A 19189-nucleotide genomic window follows, 5' to 3' on the forward strand; every position below is an offset into this window, starting at 1 on the left:
CCCGCCGCCGCCCTCGTCTCCGCCGGTCAGCCCCGGCCTGGCGCAGGCCCCGACCACGGTGGCGATGCTGATGGCGATGGCCTCTGCCGACCCGCAGCGCGATCGCCGCGCCCGCATGGCGTCGGACAGCGCGCGCGGCGTCCACCTGCTCGACAAGCTCCACCGCGCTGTGGTGGCGGGCGAGGCCGATGCCGCCTCGCTCCAGGCGCTGTCCGAATGGCTGGAGGGGTTCGAGGTGCCCGACGATCCCCATCTCGCCGCGCTGGCGCGCGACATCGCGCTGCGGGTCGAGGTCGAGCTGGCCAAGCACGAAGCCGGTCGCTGAGGCACGGGCGCCCGCATTCTAGGCCCGCCCCTTGGCGAGGCGCATGACATAGCCGATGATCTCCGCCACCGCCGCATAATGTTCGATCGGGATCGGGTGATCGATCTCGACCGAGGCGTGCAGCGCGCGGGCCAGCGGCCGGTTCTCGACGATCGGCACGCCGGATTCGGCGGCGAGCGCGCGGATCTTGAGCGCGACGGCGTCGACGCCCTTGGCCACCACCACCGGCGCGCCCATCTGGCCATGCTCGTAGCGCAGCGCGATGGCATAATGGGTCGGGTTGGTGATGACGACGCTGGCGCCGGGCACGGCGGCCATCATCCGGCGGCGCGAGCGTTGCATCGCGATCGCCTTGATCTTGGCCTTGATCTTCGGATCGCCCTCCGAATCCTTATGCTCGTCCTTGATCTCCTGAAGCGACATCTTGAGCTTCGAGAACCATTTGCGCCGCTGATAGACGAAATCGAAGCCGGCGATCGCCGCGACCGGCATCGCCACCGCCTTGACCAGCGCGACGACCATTGCGCCGGTGGCGCGGACGATCTGGGCGGGATCGGCGCCGACCGTCGCGGCGATGCCGACCGCATGGGGCCAGATCGTCCAGATCGCGATCGTCATGACCACCGCCAGCTTGGCCAGCGTCTTCAGGAATTCGACAAAGGCGTCCTTGCCGAACAGGCGCTTGGCCCCCGCCATCGGCGACAGCTTGTTCCATTTGGGCGCGACCCGCGACCAGGACAGGGTCGGCAGGCCCTGGACCATGCCGCCGACCAGCGCCAACGCGATGGTGGCCGCGAAGACCGGCGACAGCACCACGGCCAGCCGGCCGAACAGACCGGTCATCATCGACCGGGTGCCGCTGCCGGTCAGGGTCACATCCTCGGCATGGCTCCAGATCGAGGTCAGCGTGCCCGCCAGCAGCGCGAAGCTGTGGATGCCGACACCGCCCAGGGCGACCAGAATCGCGACGAAGATCGCCGCATGGCGCATTTCCGGCGCGCTCGGCGTATCGCCACGCTTGCGCGCATCCTCGATCCGCTTGTGCGTCGGATCGTGGGTCTTCTGGTCCTTGTCCTGGTCCGCCATGGCTCAGCCCGCCCAGCCCGACTGGACCCACTGGCCCATGGCGGTGGCGAAGCCGCTGAGCAGCGCGCCGACGATCGTCGCGAACAGCGCCAGGCCGAGCAGCAGGTTGAGCGGCTGCGCGACGAAGAAGATCTGCAGGGCCGGGGCCAATCGCGCGCACAGGCCGAGCGCGACGTTGAAGACGATGCCATAGACCAGCATCGGCGCCGACAGGCTGATCGCCAGCGTCATCGACCGCCCCGCCGTCGCGAGCGCGATCTGCGCGAAATCGCCCGCCACCGGCATCCCGCCGATCGGGAAGCTGGCATAGGATTTGACGATCGCGACGATCCACAGGTGATGGACCAGCATCGCCATGCACATCACCGAGGCGGCGACGCCGACGAACTTGGACAGCAGCATCGCCTGCCCGCCCTGCGAGGCGTCGGCGACCAGCACCGAGGTCAGGCCGATCTGGAGGCTGATGATCGACCCGGCCATCTGGACGGCCATGAACATCATCCGGACCAGGCTGCCGAGCGCCAGCCCGACCACCATTTCCGACACCAAGGTGCCGACGAAATGGTCGCCGTCGTGCGCCGCGACCAGCGCCGGGGGCGACAACAGGCCCCACAGCGCGACCGTCATGCCGAACGCGATCATCAGCCGGATCCGCTGCGGGATCGCGTCGTCGGAAAAGACCGGCAACAGCATCAGCACCGCCCCGATCCGGGCGAAGAGAATGAAAAAGGCGCTCGCCTCCACCGGCAGGGCCTGCAGCATCTGCGCATCCATGGGGGAAATCGCCTTGTGGGGATCAGGGGTGGACGATGTGATCGGCGACGATGTGCGTGAAATCCGCCATCGCCCGGCCGATCATCGGCATGGACAGGAGCAGCACCACGCCCATCACCATCAACTTGGGGACGAAGGTGAGCGTCTGCTCCTGAATCTGGGTCAAGGCCTGGAGCAGGCCGACCGCGATGCCGATCACCAGCGAGGCGAGCAGCAGCGGCCCGCAGATGGTCAGCACCACGATCATCGCGGCATGCGCGATCTCCATGACGGCCTCGGGCGTCATGGCGGTCAGATCTGCATCCGCATCAGGTCGGAATAGGCCGACACCACGCGGTCGCGCACCGCCACCACCGTGTCGAGCGCGGTTTCCGCCGCGCCCATGGCGGTGACGACGTCGATCAGGTCGCCCTTGCCGGCGATCTGCTTGGCGCTCGCGGCCTCGGCGGCGTGCATCGTCGAGGCGGCATTGCCGACCAGCGATTCGACCATCCCGCCGAACCCGGTCTCGCCGGTCTTGGGGGTCGAGGGGACGAGACCGGCCCGGCCGGTCGGGTCCCGGCCGACCCCAAGCGCGCGGCCATAGGCGCCGGCCGCATCCAAAGCTCCGATGGACATGATGGAAATTCCTTATTTCAAGAGGTCGATGGTGCGCATCGTCAGGCCCTTGGCCGCTTCGATGGCGTTCAGATTGGCTTCGTAGGACCGCTGCGCCGCCTTCATGTCGGCGGTCTCGAGCAGCGCATTCACATTGGGGGTCAGCACATAACCCTTGGCGTCCGCCGCCGGGCTGCCCGGTTGGTACACGCGGGTGAACGCAGACTTGTCGGGTTCGATATCGCGGACCTGCACGCCGGTGCCGCCATCCTTGTCCAGCGTCGCGCGGAAGCTGGCCACGCGCCGGCGATAGGGATCGCCACCGGGCGTGGCCGCCACCGAGTCCGCATTGGCGAGATTCTCGGCGATGATCCGCATCCGGAGCGATTGCGCCCTGAGGCCGGATGCGGACACGCGCATCGACGTGGTGAGGTCCATGGTTCGTCTCCGACGGACGCCGTCTTTGGCGCCCTCCCCTCCATTCTAGGCAAATATTGCCCGGCGCGGTCGGGGCCCGGCAGATTCTTCCTACAATGGAGGCAAAGGAGCGACGTCCCATGTCCGCCATTGACGATATTACCATCGACGTATCCGTCGTGCTGGGTTCCGCCCAGATCCCGATCTCGCAGATCCTGCGCATGGGGCGCGGCGCGATGATCGCGCTGGACTGCGGCCATGACGATCCCACCCTGCTCTATGTCAACGGCAAGCTGGTCGCGAAGGGGACGGTGCTGGTCAACGAGGACCAGATGTCGATCGAGATCAACCATGTCGTGCGCAAGGGACAGGGCTGATGGACCTGGTCGCCTTGATGCGGTCGATGGGCGGGCTGGCCGTGGTGCTGGGCCTGCTCGGCGGCGCATTGTGGGTCGTGCGCCGCTTCGACCTGGCGCTGCCCGGCCGCTTGAGCGCCGCCGCCGGCCGCCGCGTGCAGCTGGTCGAGCGGATCACGATCGACGCCAAGCGGTCGGTGGTGCTGCTGCGCCGCGACGATCGCGAGCATCTGTTCGTCCTGACCCCGGAACGCGCCGAAGTGCTGGAGACGCGCATCGTCCGCGACGAGGAGTCCGTGCCCCAGCCACGCGACCTGACGCTGTGCGCCAATCTGGACGGGGAATGGTATCGTGGCTGACCACCCGCCCCTCCGTCTGCACCGTCGCATCGTCCGTCCGACCGCCTATGTCATAGCGCTGGCCCTGCTGCTGACCCCCGCCGCCGCGCTGGCGCAGGGCGCGACCGTCAGCCTGGGCGACGGATCGCTGACCGGCAAGGCCATCCAACTCATCATGCTGATGACGGTGCTGAGCCTGGCGCCGGGCATCCTGATGACGGTGACGTCCTTCACCCGTATCGTGGTGGCGCTGTCGATGCTGCGCACCGGGCTCGGCGCGCAGGGCGTGCCCCCCAATCCGATCATGATCAGCCTGGCACTGTTCCTGTCCTTCTTCGTGATGGCGCCGACCTTCGAGACCGCGTGGAAGACGGGCATCCAGCCCTATACGGCCGGCAAGATGACCGAGGCGCAGGCGTTCGAGCGCACCGCCGAGCCGTTTCGCGTCTTCATGCTGCGCCAGGTCCGCGACGACGACCTCAAGCTGTTCCGCGAGCTGGGCAAGACCCAGGCGGTGCCACGCGAGCAGACCGGCCTGACGACGCTGATGCCGGCCTTCATGATCTCGGAGTTGCGCCGCGCCTTCGAGATCGGCTTCATGCTGCTGCTACCGTTCCTCATCATCGATCTGGCGGTCGCCGCGATCCTGATGGCGATGGGCATGATGATGCTGCCGCCGCCGAGCATCTCCTTGCCCTGCAAAATCATCTTCTTCGTGCTGGTTGATGGATGGGCGATGGTCTGCGGTTCGCTGGTGCGCAGCTTCGGATAGCGTGAAGGGGTGAGGCCTGGGGGCATTCCTAACGAATGAAACCGTTCATATGATCTAGATCAGTAAATATGGTTGCTTCGTGTGGACAGGCGACCGTACGCGCTGCTACGATCGTCGCCGGTCACGCTCCGTGCCGATAGGTTTCCCTGACACAACGGGTTCTCCATGCCGCTTCGCATCCGCAGCGAACATCGCCCGGCGGCCCTTCAACGAGCAATGCTGCCCGAAGTGGTGGCGGACGAGGCCATCGCGATCGTCGATGCGGACGGTCGCATCCTTCACTGGTCGAAGGGATGCGAGCGCCTCTTCGGCTGGCCCGCCGATGCGGCGGTCGGCCAGCATAAGCGCACCCTGCTGCACAGTCGCGAAAACGGCGTCGTGCCGCCCTGGCCCTCCGCCAGGGCGATGCGACGGCTGAACGAGCGGTGTCGCGACGGCCATGTGCTGGCGACGATCGAAACCGTGCAGCCGGTCGGCGAGCGGGCGGGCGGCCGCGTCCGGGCGATCTGGATCGGGACCGACGAATGCGTGTCCGGAAACGCGCCTTGGGGCGCATCGTCGCCGATCCTGACCGATCCGCACCAGCGCGCGGTGATCCGCAGCCAGACCGGTCTGTTCGACTATGACCGCTGGAGCGGCACGATCGGCTGGATCGATCATCAGTGGCAGGCGCTACCCGTCCCGGTCGGCCGCGTCCCCCTGGACCGGCTTTGCGGCGTGATGGACGATCCGGCCGCGCTCCGCCGGGCGGTGGCCGACGCGGCGGCGGACCGTCGCCCGCTCCTCACCTTCGAATGCGACCTGCGCCTGCACCAGATGCGTCGGCGGCGTGTCGAGGCGGCGGCGCATATGATCTATGCCCAAGACGGCACGCTGGCGCGCATGGTCGGGCGCTATCGCGACATCAGCGAACAGCATGTCCGCGACAATCGCCGCCGCCGCCAGCGCGACGATCTGCATCACATCCTCAATTCCGTGCCGGACGCGTTCCTGGTGACCGATGCGGCAGGCGTCATCCTGTCCGCCAATGCCGCCGCCGGGCAGTTGCTCGAACGGGAGCCCGACGCCCTCGCAGGGTGCGACGTCGCCGCGGTCATCGGAGTCCAGCCGGCCGAACTGCCCCGGCTCGCCAGCGCGGAAAGCCCCCGCCCGCTCGCCGTGGCCCACGCCGACGGACAGGTGATCAACATCGAGCTGCGCGTGGTGCTGCCCGATCGTTCCGGCGAGCCGAGCTATGCGCTGTTCATCCGCGACATCTCGGATCAAGTGGCGGATGCCGAGCGGATGGACCTGCTGCGGATGGAATTCGTCCGCACCTCGCAGGCGAGCGCGCTCGGCGCCTTCGCCGCGCAACTGACGCACGAGATCAACCAGCCGCTGACCGCCCTGGCCAATTTCCTGGGATCGGCCGAAGTGATGCTGCGCAAGGGCGGGCCGGTCGACCGCATCGCCGATGTGCTGGCGATGGCGACGGGTCAGGCGCTGCGTGCCGGCAGCATCGTCCAGCGCCATTTCCAACGCACCGTCGGGGCCGAGCCGGACATGCAGCCGATCGACATCGCCGCACTGGTCGAGGAAGCCGTGCTGCTCGCATTGCCGGGCAATGCCGGGCTGGACATCGCGCTGACCTATGACCTGGATGACGACGCACGGACCATCTGGGGGGACCGGGTGCAGATCCTGCAGGTGCTGACCAATGTCCTGCGCAATGCCGCGCAGGCGCTGCGCCGCGTGGACCAGAGCCATCGCGCGATCCTGATCAGTGCGCGCCGTCGCGCGGCGGGCGACATGATCGAATTGCTGATCGCGGACAACGGACCCGGCTTCACCCCGGCGCTGCTGCCCCATTTGTTCGAACCCTTGCACGACCGGTGCAATGACGATCGGGGCGGAGAAGCCGTCGGCATGGGCCTGGGGCTGTCGATCTGTCGCTGGATGATCGCGGCGCATGGCGGTCAGATCGATGCCTTCAACCAGCCGGGCGGCGGCGCCTGCATCCGCCTGACCCTGCCGACGCCGGTGACGGCCGGTGGTCATGGCGAAATGCATATCAGAACGGAGAATGGGGCGGCATGACGCGACATATCATCCATGTCGTTGAAGACGATGAAGCATTACGCATGTCGCTGGAGTTGCTGCTGTCGCTCCGCGAGGAACTCGACGTGCACAGCCATGTCAGCGGCGACGCGTTCCTGGCGGCGCTGGACAGCGTCGAGGCGGGCGTGGTGCTGCTCGATTATCGGATGCCGGGCAAGAGCGGCACCGACGTGCTCTCCGAAATCGCCGGGGACGTCCGCTTCGCGACGGTGATGCTGACCGGCCAGGGCGATGTGGCGCTGGCGGTGCAAGCCATGAAACTGGGCGCGGTCGATTTCCTGGAGAAGCCGACCGATTGCGCCAACCTGATGCGCGCGATCGATCTGGCGATCACCACGCTGGCGCAGCGGCGCGACCAGTCGGCCGACCAGAATGCCGCCCAGGCGCTGGTCACCCGCCTGTCGTCGCGCGAGATGGATGTGTTCCGCGGCCTGGTCTGCGGCTGGTCGAACAAGGCGATCGCACACCGTCTGGGGGTCAGCCCGCGTACCATCGAGGTGCATCGCGCCAATATGATGAACAAGCTGGAGGTGCGCAGCCTGTCCGACGCGCTGCGCGTGGCCTTCGCGGCCAAGGTCGCCGACACGTTCCTGGCGGAGGGACTCTAGGTCGCTCCGTTCCCGCCCGGGCGCATCGGCGTGACAATATGCTGACGACGATAAGCAAACCGTTGCGGACGATGCGATTCCTGTCCATGCAGCGATCATGACCGATGTTATACTCCCGCCGGCCAAGCAGTTTTTGCGCGACCATGCGGTTCGCGGCGGCATGGACCTGTTGTTCTTCGCGCACCGGTCGCACCTGCAACGGGCGGACGAGGAGTTGGAGCGGCTCGGCCTGGGCCGGGCGCATCACCGCGTCCTATATTGCCTGTCCCGACGGCCCGGCATGACGGTGGGCGAGCTGCTGGCGGTCCTGGCGATCACCAAACAGTCGATCGGACGCGTGCTGAAGCAGCTGCTGGCGCAGAATCTGGTCGAGCGCCGGCCCGGCGTGCAGGACCGCCGGCAGCGCCATCTGTTCCTGACCACCAATGGCGAAGCGCTGGAACATAGCCTGTTCGCCGACCTGCGCGAGAACATGGCCCGCGCCTATACCAGCGCGGGCGAGGAGGCGGTGGCCGGCTATTGGATCGTCATGCAGCATCTGATGACCCAGGATGTGCAGGACCAGTTCCTGGCCTTCCAGTCCGCCAGTCGCTGAACCCCGGCGGGGCGGGCCAGCCACCCCGACCGGTGGTCGGTCAGTGGACGGTCCCCTCCAATCCCTCGATCATCATGCGGTTGACGTCGATCAGCGCGCCGATATCGTCCTTCCCCGTCACCACCTCGCTGGTGTAGCGACTGACCCACAGGGCCAGCGAGATGATCCCGGCACGCACCGGCGCCGGCAGGCCGTTGCCCGGCGAGGAACAGTCCGTCTGGAACACGTTCCACATCTCGCGATTGCGGGCCAGCACCGGCATCAGCGCGACGCCCGCCACCCCCGCATCGCGCGCGGCGATCATCTCGCCGGTGATTTCACGGATCAGGCGGCATTCGGCGTGGCGCGGCGTCTCGGCGATGGTACGCGCGCGCTGGTAAGCATTGAGGGACATGGCCTCTCCAACAACTGATACCCCCTCTCTATAGGACCGCCGCGACCGCGACGGTGCGCCCTGCCGACGACATCGGCATTTTCTCGGGCCTCGACGCAAAAGGTGGACGCTCGCCCGACCAGCGGGCCGACCGGCAATCTACAATGGAGACATCCATTTGTCCGCCGGAGGTCGGGTTCCCTGCCATGCTGAACATTGTCGGCCTGCTTATTATCCTCGGCTGCGTGTTCGGCAGCTTCATGATGTCCGGCGGCAAGATGGACATCATTATGGAGGCGCTGCCGCACGAGATGATGGCGATCGGCGGCGCCGCGATCGGAGCATTCATCGTGTCGAATTCGATGGCCACCGTGAAGCTGGCCGGCAAAGGCCTGATGCGGTCCTTCAAGGCACCGCGCTGGAAGGACAGCGACTATAAGGACCTGCTGACCCTGATGTTCGGCCTGTTGTCGACCTTCAAGAAGGGCGGCCCGACCGCGATCGAGCCGCATCTCGACAATCCCAAGGAAAGCGCGATCTTCTCCAAGTTCCCGCGCCTGATCGCCGACCATCACCTGAGCGACTTCATCTGCGACTATCTGCGCATGATGACGGTCAGCTTCGAGGACCCGAACCAGTTGTCCGAGGCGATGGACAACGACATCGAGAAGCACCACCACGAAGAGGCCGCGCCGCAGCACGCGCTGCAGCAGATGGCCGACGGCCTGCCCGCGATCGGCATCGTCGCCGCGGTGCTGGGCGTCATCAAGACCATGGGCTCGATCGACCAGCCGACCGAGATCCTGGGTGCGATGATCGGCGGCGCGCTGGTCGGCACCTTCATGGGCGTGCTGCTCGCCTACTGCCTGATCGGTCCGCTCGCCGCCAAGCTGAACGAGACGATCGAGATGGACAGCAAGCCGTTCAACATCGTCAAGGCCGCGATCGTCGCCCATGCCCAGGGACTGCCGACCCAGGTTGCGGTCGAGATCGCCCGGCGCATGACGCCGTCCGCCAAGGCTCCCTCCTTCCAGCAGCTCGAGGCTGCGCTCGACGAGGCGAAAAATGACTTCAACGCTCTCCCCGCCTGAGCCGGCCCCGGTGCCGACCGTGGCCGACCTGGCATTCGAACCCATCCCTTTCGAACCGATCGCTTTCGACCTGGAAGCCGATCTGGCCCCCCAAGACGAGGTCCCGGTCGCTGTGGTCGAACCCTCCGCTTTCTGCCTGCCGGCGCATGGCACCACCGCGATCGCGGAGGAATGGCACCCCCGGCTCGCCGCCGCCGCCGATGCCGGCGACGCGATCGCGATCGACGCGTCGGAGGCCGAGACGATCGGTCAGGCCATGCTCCAGCTCCTCGTCGCCGCGCGCGCCGATGCGCTCGGCCATGACCGCGCCTTCACCATCACCAACCCCAGCCGCGCCTTCTCCGATCGGGTGACCGGCTGCGCCCTGGCCCAGTCGCTGGGGCTCATCACCGAGGAAGAGAATCGCCCATGACCAAGACCATTCTGACCGTCGACGATTCCGCCAGCATGCGAATGCTGCTGAAGGCGTCGCTTACCGGTAGCGGCTATCATGTCGAGGCCGCCAATGACGGCCGCCACGGGCTGGAGCGGATGATCGAGGTCAAGCCCGACCTGCTCATCACCGACATCAACATGCCGGAGATGGACGGGTTCGAGCTGATCGAAGCGGTACGCGGTCGCCCCGAATTCAAGTCGGTGCCGATCCTGGTGCTGTCGACCGAATTCTCCGACGAGAAGAAGGCGCGCGCGCGTACGGCCGGCGCGACCGGCTGGATCACCAAGCCGTTCGACGCGCAGAAGCTGGAAGTCGCGATCCGCCGGGTGTGCCCATGAGCGACGATCTCGACGATATCCAGGCCATCTTCTTCGAGGAATGCGCCGAGGGACTGGCCACCGCCGAGGCGGGGCTATCGGCCATGGCCGCCGGCGACGTGTCGGCCGGCGTCATCGCCGGCGTGTTCCGCGCGGTGCATTCGATCAAGGGGGGCGCGGGTGCGTTCGGCCATGGCGCGCTGACCGCCTTCGCGCACCGGTTCGAGAATGTGCTGGACGAGGTGCGCGCCAACCGCATCGCGCCGACGCCGGGCGTCACCCGCGTCATGCTGTCCGCCTTCGACATCCTGTCGGATCACTGCGCCGCGGCGCAGGGGACGGCAGCGGTGCCGGCCGACGCCGCGATGCTGGCGGTGCTGGAGGAGGTGCTGGCGACCGGCGGCGCGCCCGACCAGGCCGCGGCGGTCCCCGCCCCGGCGCCCGAACCCGCCCCCGCCGCGATCGTGGACGAGGATCCGTTCGGCTTTCAGCCGGTCGCCATCGGCGGCCTGGAGGATTTCGACCTGGCGCCGTCCGAGCCGGCCGGCTGGACCGTGCGCTTCACGCCGTCCAACGCGGCCATGGCGCATGGCGGCGAGCCGCTGCTGGTGCTGCGCGAGCTGGAACTGCTCGGTGGTCAGGTGACGGCGGCGGACCTGTCCGCGCTGCCGCCGCTTGCCGAGCTCGACCCGGAAATGGCCTATATCGGCTGGACGATCACGCTGCCGGCCGAGGTGGCCGAGGACGCGATCACCGAATGTTTCGACTTCGTCGCACCGGACTCGGTGATCGAGATCGTGCGTTGCGGCGGTGATCCGGCCCTCGCCCCGGAAGCGAGCATGCCCACCCCTGCGGCCGAGCCGGTCGTGGCAGCCGCCCCAGCGGCCCCGGCTGCGAGCGCGGCGCCCGCCCCGGTCGTGGCGGCGGTGCCGTCCGTCCCCGCGCCCGCCGCCAAGCCCGCCACCGACGACGCGCCGCCGCCCCGCCAGGCCGATCCGGTCGCCCAGTCGATCCGCGTCGAGCTGACCAAGCTCGACATGCTGCTCAACCTGGTCGGCGAACTGGTGATCCGCAGCTCGATCCTGTCCGACCGGCTCAGCCCCAAGGATCAGGAGCGCGTCGAACTGCCGCAGCTCTCGCGCCTGACGCGCGAGATCCAGGACACGGTGATGTCGCTGCGCGCCCAGCCGATCAAGCAGGCGTTCAGCCGCGTGCCCCGGATGCTGCGCGACCTGTCGTCCGCGACCGGCAAGCAGGTCGAGCTGGAGACGTTCGGCGAGACGACCGAAGTCGACAAGGGCGTGATCGAGAAGATCGGCGACCCGCTGACCCATATGATCCGCAACGCGGTCGATCACGGCGTCGAGTTGCCGGCCGACCGGATCGCCGCTGGCAAGCCCGCGCATGGCACGATCCGCCTGTCCGCCGAGCAGCGCGGCGCGCGCATCTTCGTGCGCGTCGCCGATGACGGGCGCGGCATCGACCGGGCCCGCGTCCGCGCCAAGGCGGTGGAAAAGGGCATCATCGCCGCCGATGCGGTTCTGACCGACGAGGAGATCGACCAGCTGATCTGCGCGCCGGGCTTCTCGACCGCCGAGACCATCTCGAACATCTCGGGACGCGGCGTCGGCATGGACGTGGTCCGTTCCAACGTCGAGGCGCTGGGCGGCCGGGTCGAGATCACCTCGATGCCGGGCAAGGGCACGGTCTTCACCATGATCCTGCCGCTGACCCTGGCGATCCTGGAGGGGATGATCGTCCGCCTCGCCGGCCAGCGCTTCGTGCTGCCGCTCGCCAATGTGGTCGAGACGGTGCAGCCCGAACCGGGCCAGGTGAAGCCGATCAGCACGTCCGGCGAGGTGCTGGAGCTGCGCGGCAACTTCCTGCCCGTGCGCCGGCTCGGCAACATCTTCGGCTTCGCCAGCAATGACGCGCTGCCGCCCGAGGAGTCGCTGGTCATCGTCGTCGAGAGCGAAAGCGCCGGCCATGTCGGCCTGATGGTCGACACGATCGACGACCGCCGCGAGGTGGTCATCAAGAGCCTCGACCAGAATCTCCACCCGATCCGCGGTCTGGGCGGCGCCACCATCCTGGGTGACGGCTCGATCGCGCTGATCCTCGATATCGAGGCGATGGTCGCCTCGTCCAATCCCCGCTTCATTCCGAAGGGACTAGCCGCATGAGCACGATGGAAACGGCCGACGAACGCAAGATCGTCACCTTCTCGCTGGGCGAGCAGGTGTTCGGGATCGCCATGTCCGCCCTGATCGAAATCCGCGAATGGGAGGAGCCGACCCCGCTGCCCGGCGTCGCCCATTACATCAAGGGCGTCACCAACCTGCGCGGCACCGTGGTGCCCGTGGTGGGCCTGGCCGAGCGGCTGGGCTGGCCGGCGAGCCGCATCCATTCGCGGTCCTGCATCCTGGTCGTCAGCATCGCCGGCAAGCAGGCCGGCTTCCTGGTCGACGAGGTCGCTGATATCGTGTCGATCAAGGAGAGCGAGGTGCGCCCCGCCCCCGATGTCGACGTCAACGAACCCAATGTCATCGCCGGGCTGGTGAAGATCACCGCGCGCGATGCGGGGGACGCCGGGGACAATGGCACCATGGTCCTGCTGCTCGACCTGAACGCGCTGGCGCTGACCCGCCAGTTCGACCTCGCCGCATGACCTACGCGGCGATCCGATGTGACGCCGTGGCCGACGGGCTGGACGATGCGCCGGGGCTCGACTCCCCATCGCTCGGCCAGAAGGAATTCGCCGCGATCGTCCGGATCATGCAGTCCGAGGCACGGATCCATCTGTCCGACGTCAAGCGGACGCTGGTCCATTCGCGCCTGTCGCGCCGGCTGCGGATGCATCGGATCGCCAGCTTCGCCGACTATCTCCAGCGGATCGAGCATGATCCGGAGGAGCGCGCGGCGATGGTCGTGGCGCTGACCACCAACCACACCTTCTTCTTCCGTGAGAATCATCATTTCGAGCATCTGCGCGGCGAGGTGACCCCCCGGTTGAAGGAGGCGGCGCGGTCGCGCCCGGTGCGGCTCTGGTCGGCCGGCTCGTCGAGCGGCGAGGAGGTCTATTCGATCGCCATGTGCCTGTCGGGCGCCAATCGGCACGACGCCGCCTGGCTCACCAAGGGCGATGTGCGATTGCTCGCCACCGACCTGTCGCCGCCGATGGTCGCGACCGTGCAGAAGGGCGTCTATCCGGCCAATGCCGCGAACTCGATTCCCGAGCCGTGGCGCAGCGCCTGGACCAGGATCGAGGATGGCGAGCTGCGGATCGCGCCGGAGCTGCGCGCGCTGGTGACCGCGCGGACGCTCAACCTGTTCGAACGCTGGCCGATGCGGCAAAGCTACGACGTCATCTTCTGCCGCAACGTCATGATCTATTTCGACGACAAGGCCAAGGCGGAGCTGGAGGCGCGGCTGGCGGACATGCTCCGTCCCGGTGGCTTCCTCTATATCGGCCATTCCGAACGCCTGATCGGCGCCGCCGCCGTCGCGATGAAGAGTTGCGGGCATACCATCTATTCGAAGAACGGGGAATTCTAATGCCCGTGCGAACACTTGTGGTCGATGACAGTCCGTCGATCCGCGCGATGCTGACCCGAATCCTGTCCGCCGATCCCGAGATCGAGGTGGTCGGACAGGCGCCCGAGCCGAACACGGCGCGGGCGATGATCAAGCAGCTGGAACCCGACGTCATCACGCTCGACGTCGAGATGCCGGGAATGGACGGCCTGTCCTTCCTGGAGAAGATCATGCGGCTGCGGCCGATGCCGGTGGTGATGTGCTCGACGCTGACCGCGCGCGGCGCGGCCACCACGATCGAAGCGCTGCGGCTGGGGGCGGTCGACTGCATCGGCAAGCCGTCCGGCAATGCCGAGGACCTGTTGCGCGAGTCCGTCCGGCTGCGCGAGACGGTGAAGGCGGCGGCGCGATCGTCGGTGCGCCCCACCGTCGGTATCCGCGCCCCGGCGACCACCACCGGGCCGCTGCGCCCCGATGCGGTGATCGCGATCGGCGCATCGACCGGCGGCGTCGAGGCGCTGTTCTCGCTGCTCGGCGCGATGCCGGCGGATTGTCCGCCGATCCTGATCGTCCAGCATATGCCCGCCGCCTTCACCACCAGCTTTGCCGAGCGGCTGGACCGGGAATGCAAGATCCGGGTGCGCGAAGCCCTGGACGCGATGCCGCTCGCCTGGGGCACCGCCTATATCGCGCCCGGCGGCGGCCGGCACATGGAACTGGTCGGCCGCGATCCGGGCACGATCCGGCTGCGGACCGGCGACCTGGTGTCGGGCCACCGCCCATCGGTCGACACGCTGTTCCGCTCGGTCGCGATGCGCGGCCGCGGCGCGGTCGGCATCATCCTGACCGGCATGGGCAGCGACGGCGCGCAAGGCCTGCTGGCGATGCGCCAGGCCGGGGCAATGACCCTGGGCCAGGCGCGGGAAAGCTGCGTCGTCTACGGCATGCCGCGCTCCGCCCAGGAGATCGGCGCCGTCCATCGCGAGCGGACTTTGGGCGCGCTGCCCGAAGCGATCCTCGCCGCCTGCCAGAATTAATCGAGGAACCCAGTCAATGCCTGCCGCAGCCCAGATCAAGGTGATGGTCGTCGACGATCAGGCGAGTATGCGTGCGATGATCCGCCGCTCGCTCCAGGACCTTGGATTCCGCGATATCCGCGACAAGGGGTCCGCCGCCGAGGCGCTCGACGCCGTGCGCAGCGATCGCGTCCACCTGATCGTCTCCGACTATAACATGCCCGACATGGACGGCCTGCAGCTGCTGGAAGCCGTCCGCCAGGACCCGGTGATCGGCAAGACCGTGTTCATCATGCTGACCGGCTCCTCCGATCGCGAGATCGTGAGCAAGGCGGCGGCGCTCGGGGTCAACAACTATCTGGTCAAGCCCTTCGCGCCGGCCGTGCTGAAGGAGAAGATCGAACGCGTGTTCGGGGCCCTGTCCTGATGGGCGCGCGCATCCAGATCGTGCAGGGCGGCCATGCCGTCGGCAACCAGCCGGACACGGTGATCGCGACGCTGCTCGGTTCGTGCATCGCGGTGTGCCTGCACGATGCGCAGGCGCATGTCGGCGGCATGAACCATTTCCTGCTCGGCGAGCCGGAAAACACGAAGCCGCTGAGCCCGGCGGACCTGCAATGCTACGGCATCCACGCCATGGAGTTGCTGATCAACGCCATGATGGCGGTGGGGGCGAAGCGCGACCGGTTGCGCGCGCATATCTATGGCGGCGCCAACATGATCGCGGGCATGTCCGCGATCGGCCGCCGCAACGCCGAATTCGCGCGCAGCTTCGTCGAGATGGAGCAGATCGCGATCGGCCGGATCGATGTCGGCGGCACCAATGCGCGGCGGGTCGAGTTCATGCCCTATGAGGGTCGGGCGCGGGCGATGGCCGCGGTCGAGGCGGATCCGATCTCGCGCCAGCGCACCATGGCGCCGTTGCCGACGCCGAGGCCGGCCGGCGACCTTGAACTTTTTTCCCCCCAGGGGCGGTAACGGGACGGTGATGTGATGAGCGAGCTTGATCCCCTGGCCGCACCGCTGCAGGCGGCGCTGGCGGCCGAACTGCGCGACATTCGCGGCCTGCTCGAACGGCTGGAGCTGGTGCTGGTCGGCGACGCGCATTTCGCGGCCAACTACCTGCACGAACTCCAGGCCTTCGATCTGGTGGCGCAGCATGTCGACGAGATCGCCCGCGTGCTCGACCGGCTGTCGTCGCGGATGACCGCCCATGCCGCGATCGAGCCGGTGCGGCTCGGCGCGGTGCAGGACGGGTTGCGGCGCGCCCTGGCGCAGGCGGGCTAGGCCATGGCCTCCAACGCGCCTGGCGGGAATAACGAACGCCCCATCGTCATCCGCCGCGTCAAGAAATATGCGGCGGGTCATCATGGCGGCGCGTGGAAGGTCGCCTATGCCGACTTCGTGACGGCGATGATGGCGTTCTTCATGCTGTTGTGGCTGATCAGCAATCCCGACAAGAAGCGGTTGAAGGGCCTGGCGGAATATTTCTCGCCGCCCTCCGCCTCGGCGATGGCGCAGTCGTCGGACACCACCGCGTCGAGCAGCGGCGTCGGCAACATGCCGGGCGCCGGCGGCCATGGCCGCAATGCCCAGGCCGACAGCCGTGCGGATCCCAAGGGCCAGCCCTCGACCGTCGCGGCGTCCCGGGGCGTGGCGCGGGGCGGTACGGCCGATATTCCCGATGCGGCGCAGCGCGTGCTGGCGCAGGAAATGAAGATCGCGATCGACAGCCTGCCGCCCGATTCCGACCAGCGCAAGGCGATGCGGATCGAGGACGGCCGCGACGGATTGCGCATCAGCCTGACCGACACCGACGCGCATTCCATGTTCCGCTTCGGCACCGCGACGCTCAACCCGTTCGGACTGGAACTGCTCGGCCGGGTCGCCGCCCGGCTGGCGACATCCGGCGCGCAGATCGCGATTGAGGGGCATACCGACGGCTCCGGCATCGGCGCGTCGGACGCGGCCTGGACGCTGTCGGGCGCGCGCGCCATCGCTGCGCGCCGCGCGATGATCCAGGCCGGGCTGCCCGCCTCGCGCTTCGCGGAGATGGTGGCGATGGCCGATACGCGGCCGGTCTATCCCGACCAGCCCGACCGGCCGGAGAACCGCCGCATCACCATCGTCGCGCTGGGCGCGGCGCCGTCGCTGCCGTCCGACGCCAGCTTCCGCTTCTAGGGGAGAGGATAGGCCGTGAAGAAGATCCTGGGCATCGTCCTGATGCCGATCCTGGGCGCCGCGCTGGGCGGCGGCACGGCGGTCGCGACCAACCATTTCCTCGGCCCGCCCCAGGCCAAGGCGGCCGAGACCAAGCCCGAACCCGAGCCGACCAGCTTCGTCGCCGCCAAGGAGGTGCTGGCGCCCCTGGTGCTGAACGACGGCCGGCTGGCCGGCTATTTCAAGTTCGATATCGGGCTGGAGGTCCCCGCCAAGGACGAAGCGGCGATCACGGCCAAGCTGCCGCTGCTGCTCCACGCGATCAACATGCGCACCTATCGCACGCCCCTGGCGGCGGGAGCGGACGGGATGCTCCCCGATCTGCGCCGCTTGCGCGACGTGGTGCGCGAGGCCGCGCCCGAAGCCTTTGGCAAGGGTGTCGTCCGGCGTGTCGCCATCACCCGCGCCGAGCCTGCCTGAGGAGCGTCATCATGGCCAGCGAACCCTGTCATCTGCCCGAAATCCCGATCGACACGTCGGCCGCCGAGCGGCCGGCGCAAGCGGTGGCGCGCTCGCAACGGCTGACGACCTTGCTGATGGTCGGCCGGCTGATCGACCCGTCGGGCGATCATCTGTGCCGCGTCCGCAACCTGTCGACCGGCGGCATGATGGTCGAGACCAGCGCGCCGCTGGCGATCGGGGTGCCGGTGCGGGTGGAGTTGCGCAACCTCAACCAGGTCGAGGGCAAGGTGGTGTGGACGCGCGACCAGCGCGCCGGCATCCAGTTCGACGCCGTGCAGGAAGTGGCGACGCTGCTCCATGCGCCCGAGGACACCGACCAACGGCCGCGATCGCCGCGCCTGACCGCGTCGTGCAGCGTGCTGCTCTGGCATCTGGGCCACACCACCGCGCCGGAATTGCGCGACTTGTCGCAGAGCGGGTGCCGGCTGGGCATGGCGCATCCGTTGCCCGACGGCGCCGAGGTGCGCATCACCATTCCCGGCCTCCCGCCCCGCCACGCCTCGCAGCGCTGGACGGGCGATGGCGAGGCGGGCTTCGCCTTCCATATGCTGTTGTCATTCGACGCGCTGTCGGGCTGGGAACGCAATCACGCCGCACGCTTCTCGCGCTGAGTGGCGATGCCGCCTGCACCGTGCATTCGGCGCGGGTGGCGGGGGATTGTTTCCGACGCGAAGGCGGGGAGACACGAAGCCGTTGCGCAAAGGGCCGGACCTTTCGCCCTCACCATCAGCAATTCATCGAAAGAACCGTCCATCGGTGGAGGCGATGGCCCGTTTATTGCCCGACCGCCGTTCCGGCAGGCGCTGGGAGTGTTGCAAATGTCGACGTCGCACGCCCATTATCCTTCATTCCGGCGGCGGCGAAACGTCGGCACATAGGCCAGGCAGGCTTGTGCTCCCGCGAAGGCAGGAGCCTAGGGCAAGGCAAGGCAACGCCTTATGGTCATCCACAACCCTGGACTCCTGCGTCCGCAGGAGCACGGAGGCGACTTTCGCAGAGGTATAGCCAAGGCCGCGACGCAGTGGGATGCCGCCAGCGACGCCTGCACCGGAACGGTACGCAAGCGTGAACGGAGCCGCATTCGCGATCCTGGTTCGGTCAGCGGCACGCCTGACGGTGACCGGATGCAGCCTTCCCCGAACAGGAAGACCGGAGCGACGCCATCCACGTCGCTCCGGTTGCGCGTCCGATCAGGATGGCCGCCGATCGCGGGGCATCGCGGCGGCACCCGGCGCCGGTGCCGGTGCCGGCGCGCCGGGTCGCGGCCGCATGCCGGCCGCCGCCGCGCCGCCACCCGCCTGCTTGCGGGCCAGCGCCATGGTCAGCGCCGCCGCGCCGCGGGGCGACATCGCCGCCATGACGGAGGCGATGGAGCGCTCGCGCATCTTCTGCGCGACGCGCATCTGCACCTCCAGGTCGAGCTGCTCCATCACCGCCGCCGCCGCCGCCGGCTTCATCGCCGCATAGATCTTGGCGAGATCGTCATATTGGCTGGGGGGCGGTGGGCCGCCGGCTGCCGCCGCCTGCGCCGCCTCATCCGGCTTCGCGGCCGTGTCGCTCTTGAGCCGCGCCTCGGCCGCGCGCACCGCCTGCTCGCGCAGGTCGAGCGTGCGGCCGCGTCGCGCCGCCGCCCGGTCGCGGATGTTGGCGTCGTCGGCGATCGCCGCCCCCAGTCGCGACTGGATCGGCAACGGCTCCAGCGGCTGGGCCGACAGGCCGACGGCATTGCCGACAACCGCCGCCAAGGCGGAGCCCGCCGTCATCAGCAGCAGCGA

At 68.2% G+C, this 19189-nt stretch carries 27 protein-coding genes; 20 read left to right on the top strand and 7 right to left on the bottom strand.

The window, feature by feature from the left end; translation table 11 throughout:
* The coding region (locus BRX43_RS14695; protein WP_125995848.1) for a flagellar assembly protein FliX at positions 1-325 on the top strand (325 nt) is incomplete at its 5' end.
* Positions 326-343: 18 nt separating this feature from the next.
* Here the strand turns inward: BRX43_RS14695 and flhB are convergent.
* The 5 genes from flhB to flgC are packed head-to-tail and all read right to left on the bottom strand — an operon-like array spanning position 344 to position 3220.
* The gene (gene flhB, locus BRX43_RS14700) at positions 344-1411 is read right to left on the bottom strand and encodes a flagellar biosynthesis protein FlhB (RefSeq protein WP_125995849.1); all 1068 of its coding nucleotides are present in this window, start codon (positions 1409-1411) and stop codon (positions 344-346) included.
* 3 nt (positions 1412-1414) lie between these two features.
* Complete coding sequence (gene fliR, locus BRX43_RS14705) at positions 1415-2185, bottom strand: flagellar biosynthetic protein FliR (RefSeq protein WP_241214975.1); 771 nt, start codon at positions 2183-2185, stop codon at positions 1415-1417.
* A 22-nt stretch (positions 2186-2207) separates the two neighbouring features.
* The gene (locus tag BRX43_RS14710) at positions 2208-2471 is read right to left on the bottom strand and encodes a flagellar biosynthetic protein FliQ (RefSeq protein WP_125995850.1); all 264 of its coding nucleotides are present in this window, start codon (positions 2469-2471) and stop codon (positions 2208-2210) included.
* Between the two features lie 5 nt (positions 2472-2476).
* Complete coding sequence (locus tag BRX43_RS14715; protein ID WP_125995851.1) at positions 2477-2803, bottom strand: flagellar hook-basal body complex protein FliE; 327 nt, start codon at positions 2801-2803, stop codon at positions 2477-2479.
* A 12-nt stretch (positions 2804-2815) separates the two neighbouring features.
* Positions 2816-3220 (bottom strand): flagellar basal body rod protein FlgC, encoded by a 405-nt coding sequence (gene flgC / locus BRX43_RS14720; protein ID WP_125995852.1) that lies wholly within the window; start codon positions 3218-3220, stop codon positions 2816-2818.
* Positions 3221-3339: 119 nt separating this feature from the next.
* Here flgC and BRX43_RS14725 point away from each other — a divergent pair, with 119 nt between their 5' ends.
* The 6 genes from BRX43_RS14725 (at position 3340) to BRX43_RS14750 (ending at position 7965) form a co-directional block, all read left to right on the top strand.
* On the top strand, positions 3340-3576 hold the full coding sequence (locus BRX43_RS14725) for a FliM/FliN family flagellar motor switch protein (RefSeq protein WP_125995853.1): 237 nt from the start codon (positions 3340-3342) through the stop codon (positions 3574-3576).
* Positions 3576-3914, top strand: a complete 339-nt coding sequence (locus BRX43_RS14730; protein WP_125995854.1) for a flagellar biosynthetic protein FliO — start codon at positions 3576-3578, stop codon at positions 3912-3914. The genes BRX43_RS14725 and BRX43_RS14730 overlap by 1 nt, the downstream gene beginning before the upstream one ends.
* A gap of 64 nt (positions 3915-3978) precedes the next feature.
* Positions 3979-4665 carry a flagellar type III secretion system pore protein FliP gene (gene fliP, locus BRX43_RS14735; RefSeq protein WP_241214978.1) on the top strand — a complete coding sequence of 229 codons (687 nt, stop codon included), beginning with the start codon at positions 3979-3981 and terminating at the stop codon, positions 4663-4665.
* A 165-nt stretch (positions 4666-4830) separates the two neighbouring features.
* Positions 4831-6741 (top strand): ATP-binding protein, encoded by a 1911-nt coding sequence (locus BRX43_RS14740; RefSeq protein WP_125995855.1) that lies wholly within the window; start codon positions 4831-4833, stop codon positions 6739-6741.
* Positions 6738-7370 (top strand): response regulator, encoded by a 633-nt coding sequence (locus tag BRX43_RS14745; protein WP_125995856.1) that lies wholly within the window; start codon positions 6738-6740, stop codon positions 7368-7370. The genes BRX43_RS14740 and BRX43_RS14745 overlap by 4 nt, the downstream gene beginning before the upstream one ends.
* A gap of 97 nt (positions 7371-7467) precedes the next feature.
* A complete protein-coding gene (locus BRX43_RS14750) occupies positions 7468-7965 on the top strand; it encodes a MarR family transcriptional regulator (RefSeq protein WP_125995857.1) in 498 nt (165 codons plus the stop codon).
* Between the two features lie 40 nt (positions 7966-8005).
* On the opposite strand, the gene BRX43_RS14755 is transcribed toward BRX43_RS14750, so the two are convergent.
* On the bottom strand, positions 8006-8359 hold the full coding sequence (locus BRX43_RS14755; protein ID WP_125995858.1) for a flagellar biosynthesis regulator FlaF: 354 nt from the start codon (positions 8357-8359) through the stop codon (positions 8006-8008).
* 185 nt (positions 8360-8544) lie between these two features.
* On the opposite strand from BRX43_RS14755, the gene motA reads away from it, so the two are divergent.
* From motA to BRX43_RS14820, 13 genes are read left to right on the top strand one after another with little or no spacing between them, the layout of a single operon-like run.
* A complete protein-coding gene (gene motA, locus BRX43_RS14760) occupies positions 8545-9429 on the top strand; it encodes a flagellar motor stator protein MotA (protein ID WP_125995859.1) in 885 nt (294 codons plus the stop codon).
* 19 nt (positions 9430-9448) lie between these two features.
* Positions 9449-9841, top strand: a complete 393-nt coding sequence (locus tag BRX43_RS14765; RefSeq protein ID WP_241214976.1) for an STAS domain-containing protein — start codon at positions 9449-9451, stop codon at positions 9839-9841.
* On the top strand, positions 9838-10203 hold the full coding sequence (locus tag BRX43_RS14770) for a response regulator (RefSeq protein ID WP_125995861.1): 366 nt from the start codon (positions 9838-9840) through the stop codon (positions 10201-10203). The genes BRX43_RS14765 and BRX43_RS14770 overlap by 4 nt, the downstream gene beginning before the upstream one ends.
* Complete coding sequence (locus tag BRX43_RS14775) at positions 10200-12365, top strand: chemotaxis protein CheA (RefSeq protein WP_125995862.1); 2166 nt, start codon at positions 10200-10202, stop codon at positions 12363-12365. Before BRX43_RS14770 ends, BRX43_RS14775 begins: the two co-directional genes overlap by 4 nt.
* Positions 12362-12850 (top strand): chemotaxis protein CheW, encoded by a 489-nt coding sequence (locus BRX43_RS14780; protein WP_125995863.1) that lies wholly within the window; start codon positions 12362-12364, stop codon positions 12848-12850. Before BRX43_RS14775 ends, BRX43_RS14780 begins: the two co-directional genes overlap by 4 nt.
* Positions 12847-13737 carry a protein-glutamate O-methyltransferase CheR gene (locus BRX43_RS14785; protein ID WP_125995864.1) on the top strand — a complete coding sequence of 297 codons (891 nt, stop codon included), beginning with the start codon at positions 12847-12849 and terminating at the stop codon, positions 13735-13737. Before BRX43_RS14780 ends, BRX43_RS14785 begins: the two co-directional genes overlap by 4 nt.
* Complete coding sequence (locus BRX43_RS14790; RefSeq protein WP_125995865.1) at positions 13737-14753, top strand: chemotaxis response regulator protein-glutamate methylesterase; 1017 nt, start codon at positions 13737-13739, stop codon at positions 14751-14753. Before BRX43_RS14785 ends, BRX43_RS14790 begins: the two co-directional genes overlap by 1 nt.
* A gap of 16 nt (positions 14754-14769) precedes the next feature.
* On the top strand, positions 14770-15159 hold the full coding sequence (locus BRX43_RS14795) for a response regulator (RefSeq protein WP_206433233.1): 390 nt from the start codon (positions 14770-14772) through the stop codon (positions 15157-15159).
* The gene (locus BRX43_RS14800; protein ID WP_125995866.1) at positions 15159-15710 is read left to right on the top strand and encodes a chemotaxis protein CheD; all 552 of its coding nucleotides are present in this window, start codon (positions 15159-15161) and stop codon (positions 15708-15710) included. Before BRX43_RS14795 ends, BRX43_RS14800 begins: the two co-directional genes overlap by 1 nt.
* Positions 15711-15725: 15 nt before the next feature.
* Positions 15726-16019 (top strand): hypothetical protein, encoded by a 294-nt coding sequence (locus tag BRX43_RS14805; protein WP_125995867.1) that lies wholly within the window; start codon positions 15726-15728, stop codon positions 16017-16019.
* Between the two features lie 3 nt (positions 16020-16022).
* The gene (locus BRX43_RS14810; RefSeq protein WP_125995868.1) at positions 16023-16913 is read left to right on the top strand and encodes a flagellar motor protein MotB; all 891 of its coding nucleotides are present in this window, start codon (positions 16023-16025) and stop codon (positions 16911-16913) included.
* A 15-nt stretch (positions 16914-16928) separates the two neighbouring features.
* Positions 16929-17372, top strand: a complete 444-nt coding sequence (locus BRX43_RS14815; protein WP_125995869.1) for a flagellar basal body-associated FliL family protein — start codon at positions 16929-16931, stop codon at positions 17370-17372.
* 11 nt (positions 17373-17383) lie between these two features.
* Complete coding sequence (locus tag BRX43_RS14820) at positions 17384-18025, top strand: PilZ domain-containing protein (RefSeq protein ID WP_125995870.1); 642 nt, start codon at positions 17384-17386, stop codon at positions 18023-18025.
* A 579-nt stretch (positions 18026-18604) separates the two neighbouring features.
* On the opposite strand, the gene BRX43_RS14825 is transcribed toward BRX43_RS14820, so the two are convergent.
* Positions 18605-19177 (bottom strand): hypothetical protein, encoded by a 573-nt coding sequence (locus tag BRX43_RS14825; protein WP_125995871.1) that lies wholly within the window; start codon positions 19175-19177, stop codon positions 18605-18607.
* Positions 19178-19189 lie beyond the last annotated feature (12 nt).

The organism is Sphingomonas sp. S-NIH.Pt15_0812 (genome assembly GCF_003951315.1).
Lineage (GTDB): Bacteria > Pseudomonadota > Alphaproteobacteria > Sphingomonadales > Sphingomonadaceae > Sphingomonas.

Coding starts and splice junctions, on each gene's coding strand:
- BRX43_RS14715 (WP_125995851.1), bottom strand. CDS start 2,803: ATGTCCATCGGAGCTTTGGATGCGGCCGGCGCCTATGGCCGCGCGCTT.
- BRX43_RS14785 (WP_125995864.1), top strand. CDS start 12,847: ATGACCTACGCGGCGATCCGATGTGACGCCGTGGCCGACGGGCTGGAC.
- BRX43_RS14810 (WP_125995868.1), top strand. CDS start 16,023: ATGGCCTCCAACGCGCCTGGCGGGAATAACGAACGCCCCATCGTCATC.
- BRX43_RS14805 (WP_125995867.1), top strand. CDS start 15,726: ATGAGCGAGCTTGATCCCCTGGCCGCACCGCTGCAGGCGGCGCTGGCG.
- BRX43_RS14800 (WP_125995866.1), top strand. CDS start 15,159: ATGGGCGCGCGCATCCAGATCGTGCAGGGCGGCCATGCCGTCGGCAAC.
- BRX43_RS14740 (WP_125995855.1), top strand. CDS start 4,831: ATGCCGCTTCGCATCCGCAGCGAACATCGCCCGGCGGCCCTTCAACGA.
- BRX43_RS14770 (WP_125995861.1), top strand. CDS start 9,838: ATGACCAAGACCATTCTGACCGTCGACGATTCCGCCAGCATGCGAATG.
- BRX43_RS14775 (WP_125995862.1), top strand. CDS start 10,200: ATGAGCGACGATCTCGACGATATCCAGGCCATCTTCTTCGAGGAATGC.
- BRX43_RS14820 (WP_125995870.1), top strand. CDS start 17,384: ATGGCCAGCGAACCCTGTCATCTGCCCGAAATCCCGATCGACACGTCG.
- BRX43_RS14755 (WP_125995858.1), bottom strand. CDS start 8,359: ATGTCCCTCAATGCTTACCAGCGCGCGCGTACCATCGCCGAGACGCCG.
- flhB (WP_125995849.1), bottom strand. CDS start 1,411: ATGGCGGACCAGGACAAGGACCAGAAGACCCACGATCCGACGCACAAG.
- BRX43_RS14825 (WP_125995871.1), bottom strand. CDS start 19,177: ATGACGGCGGGCTCCGCCTTGGCGGCGGTTGTCGGCAATGCCGTCGGC.
- fliR (WP_241214975.1), bottom strand. CDS start 2,185: ATGGATGCGCAGATGCTGCAGGCCCTGCCGGTGGAGGCGAGCGCCTTT.
- BRX43_RS14750 (WP_125995857.1), top strand. CDS start 7,468: ATGACCGATGTTATACTCCCGCCGGCCAAGCAGTTTTTGCGCGACCAT.
- motA (WP_125995859.1), top strand. CDS start 8,545: ATGCTGAACATTGTCGGCCTGCTTATTATCCTCGGCTGCGTGTTCGGC.
- BRX43_RS14790 (WP_125995865.1), top strand. CDS start 13,737: ATGCCCGTGCGAACACTTGTGGTCGATGACAGTCCGTCGATCCGCGCG.
- BRX43_RS14780 (WP_125995863.1), top strand. CDS start 12,362: ATGAGCACGATGGAAACGGCCGACGAACGCAAGATCGTCACCTTCTCG.
- BRX43_RS14725 (WP_125995853.1), top strand. CDS start 3,340: ATGTCCGCCATTGACGATATTACCATCGACGTATCCGTCGTGCTGGGT.
- BRX43_RS14710 (WP_125995850.1), bottom strand. CDS start 2,471: ATGACGCCCGAGGCCGTCATGGAGATCGCGCATGCCGCGATGATCGTG.
- BRX43_RS14795 (WP_206433233.1), top strand. CDS start 14,770: ATGCCTGCCGCAGCCCAGATCAAGGTGATGGTCGTCGACGATCAGGCG.
- BRX43_RS14745 (WP_125995856.1), top strand. CDS start 6,738: ATGACGCGACATATCATCCATGTCGTTGAAGACGATGAAGCATTACGC.
- flgC (WP_125995852.1), bottom strand. CDS start 3,220: ATGGACCTCACCACGTCGATGCGCGTGTCCGCATCCGGCCTCAGGGCG.
- BRX43_RS14730 (WP_125995854.1), top strand. CDS start 3,576: ATGGACCTGGTCGCCTTGATGCGGTCGATGGGCGGGCTGGCCGTGGTG.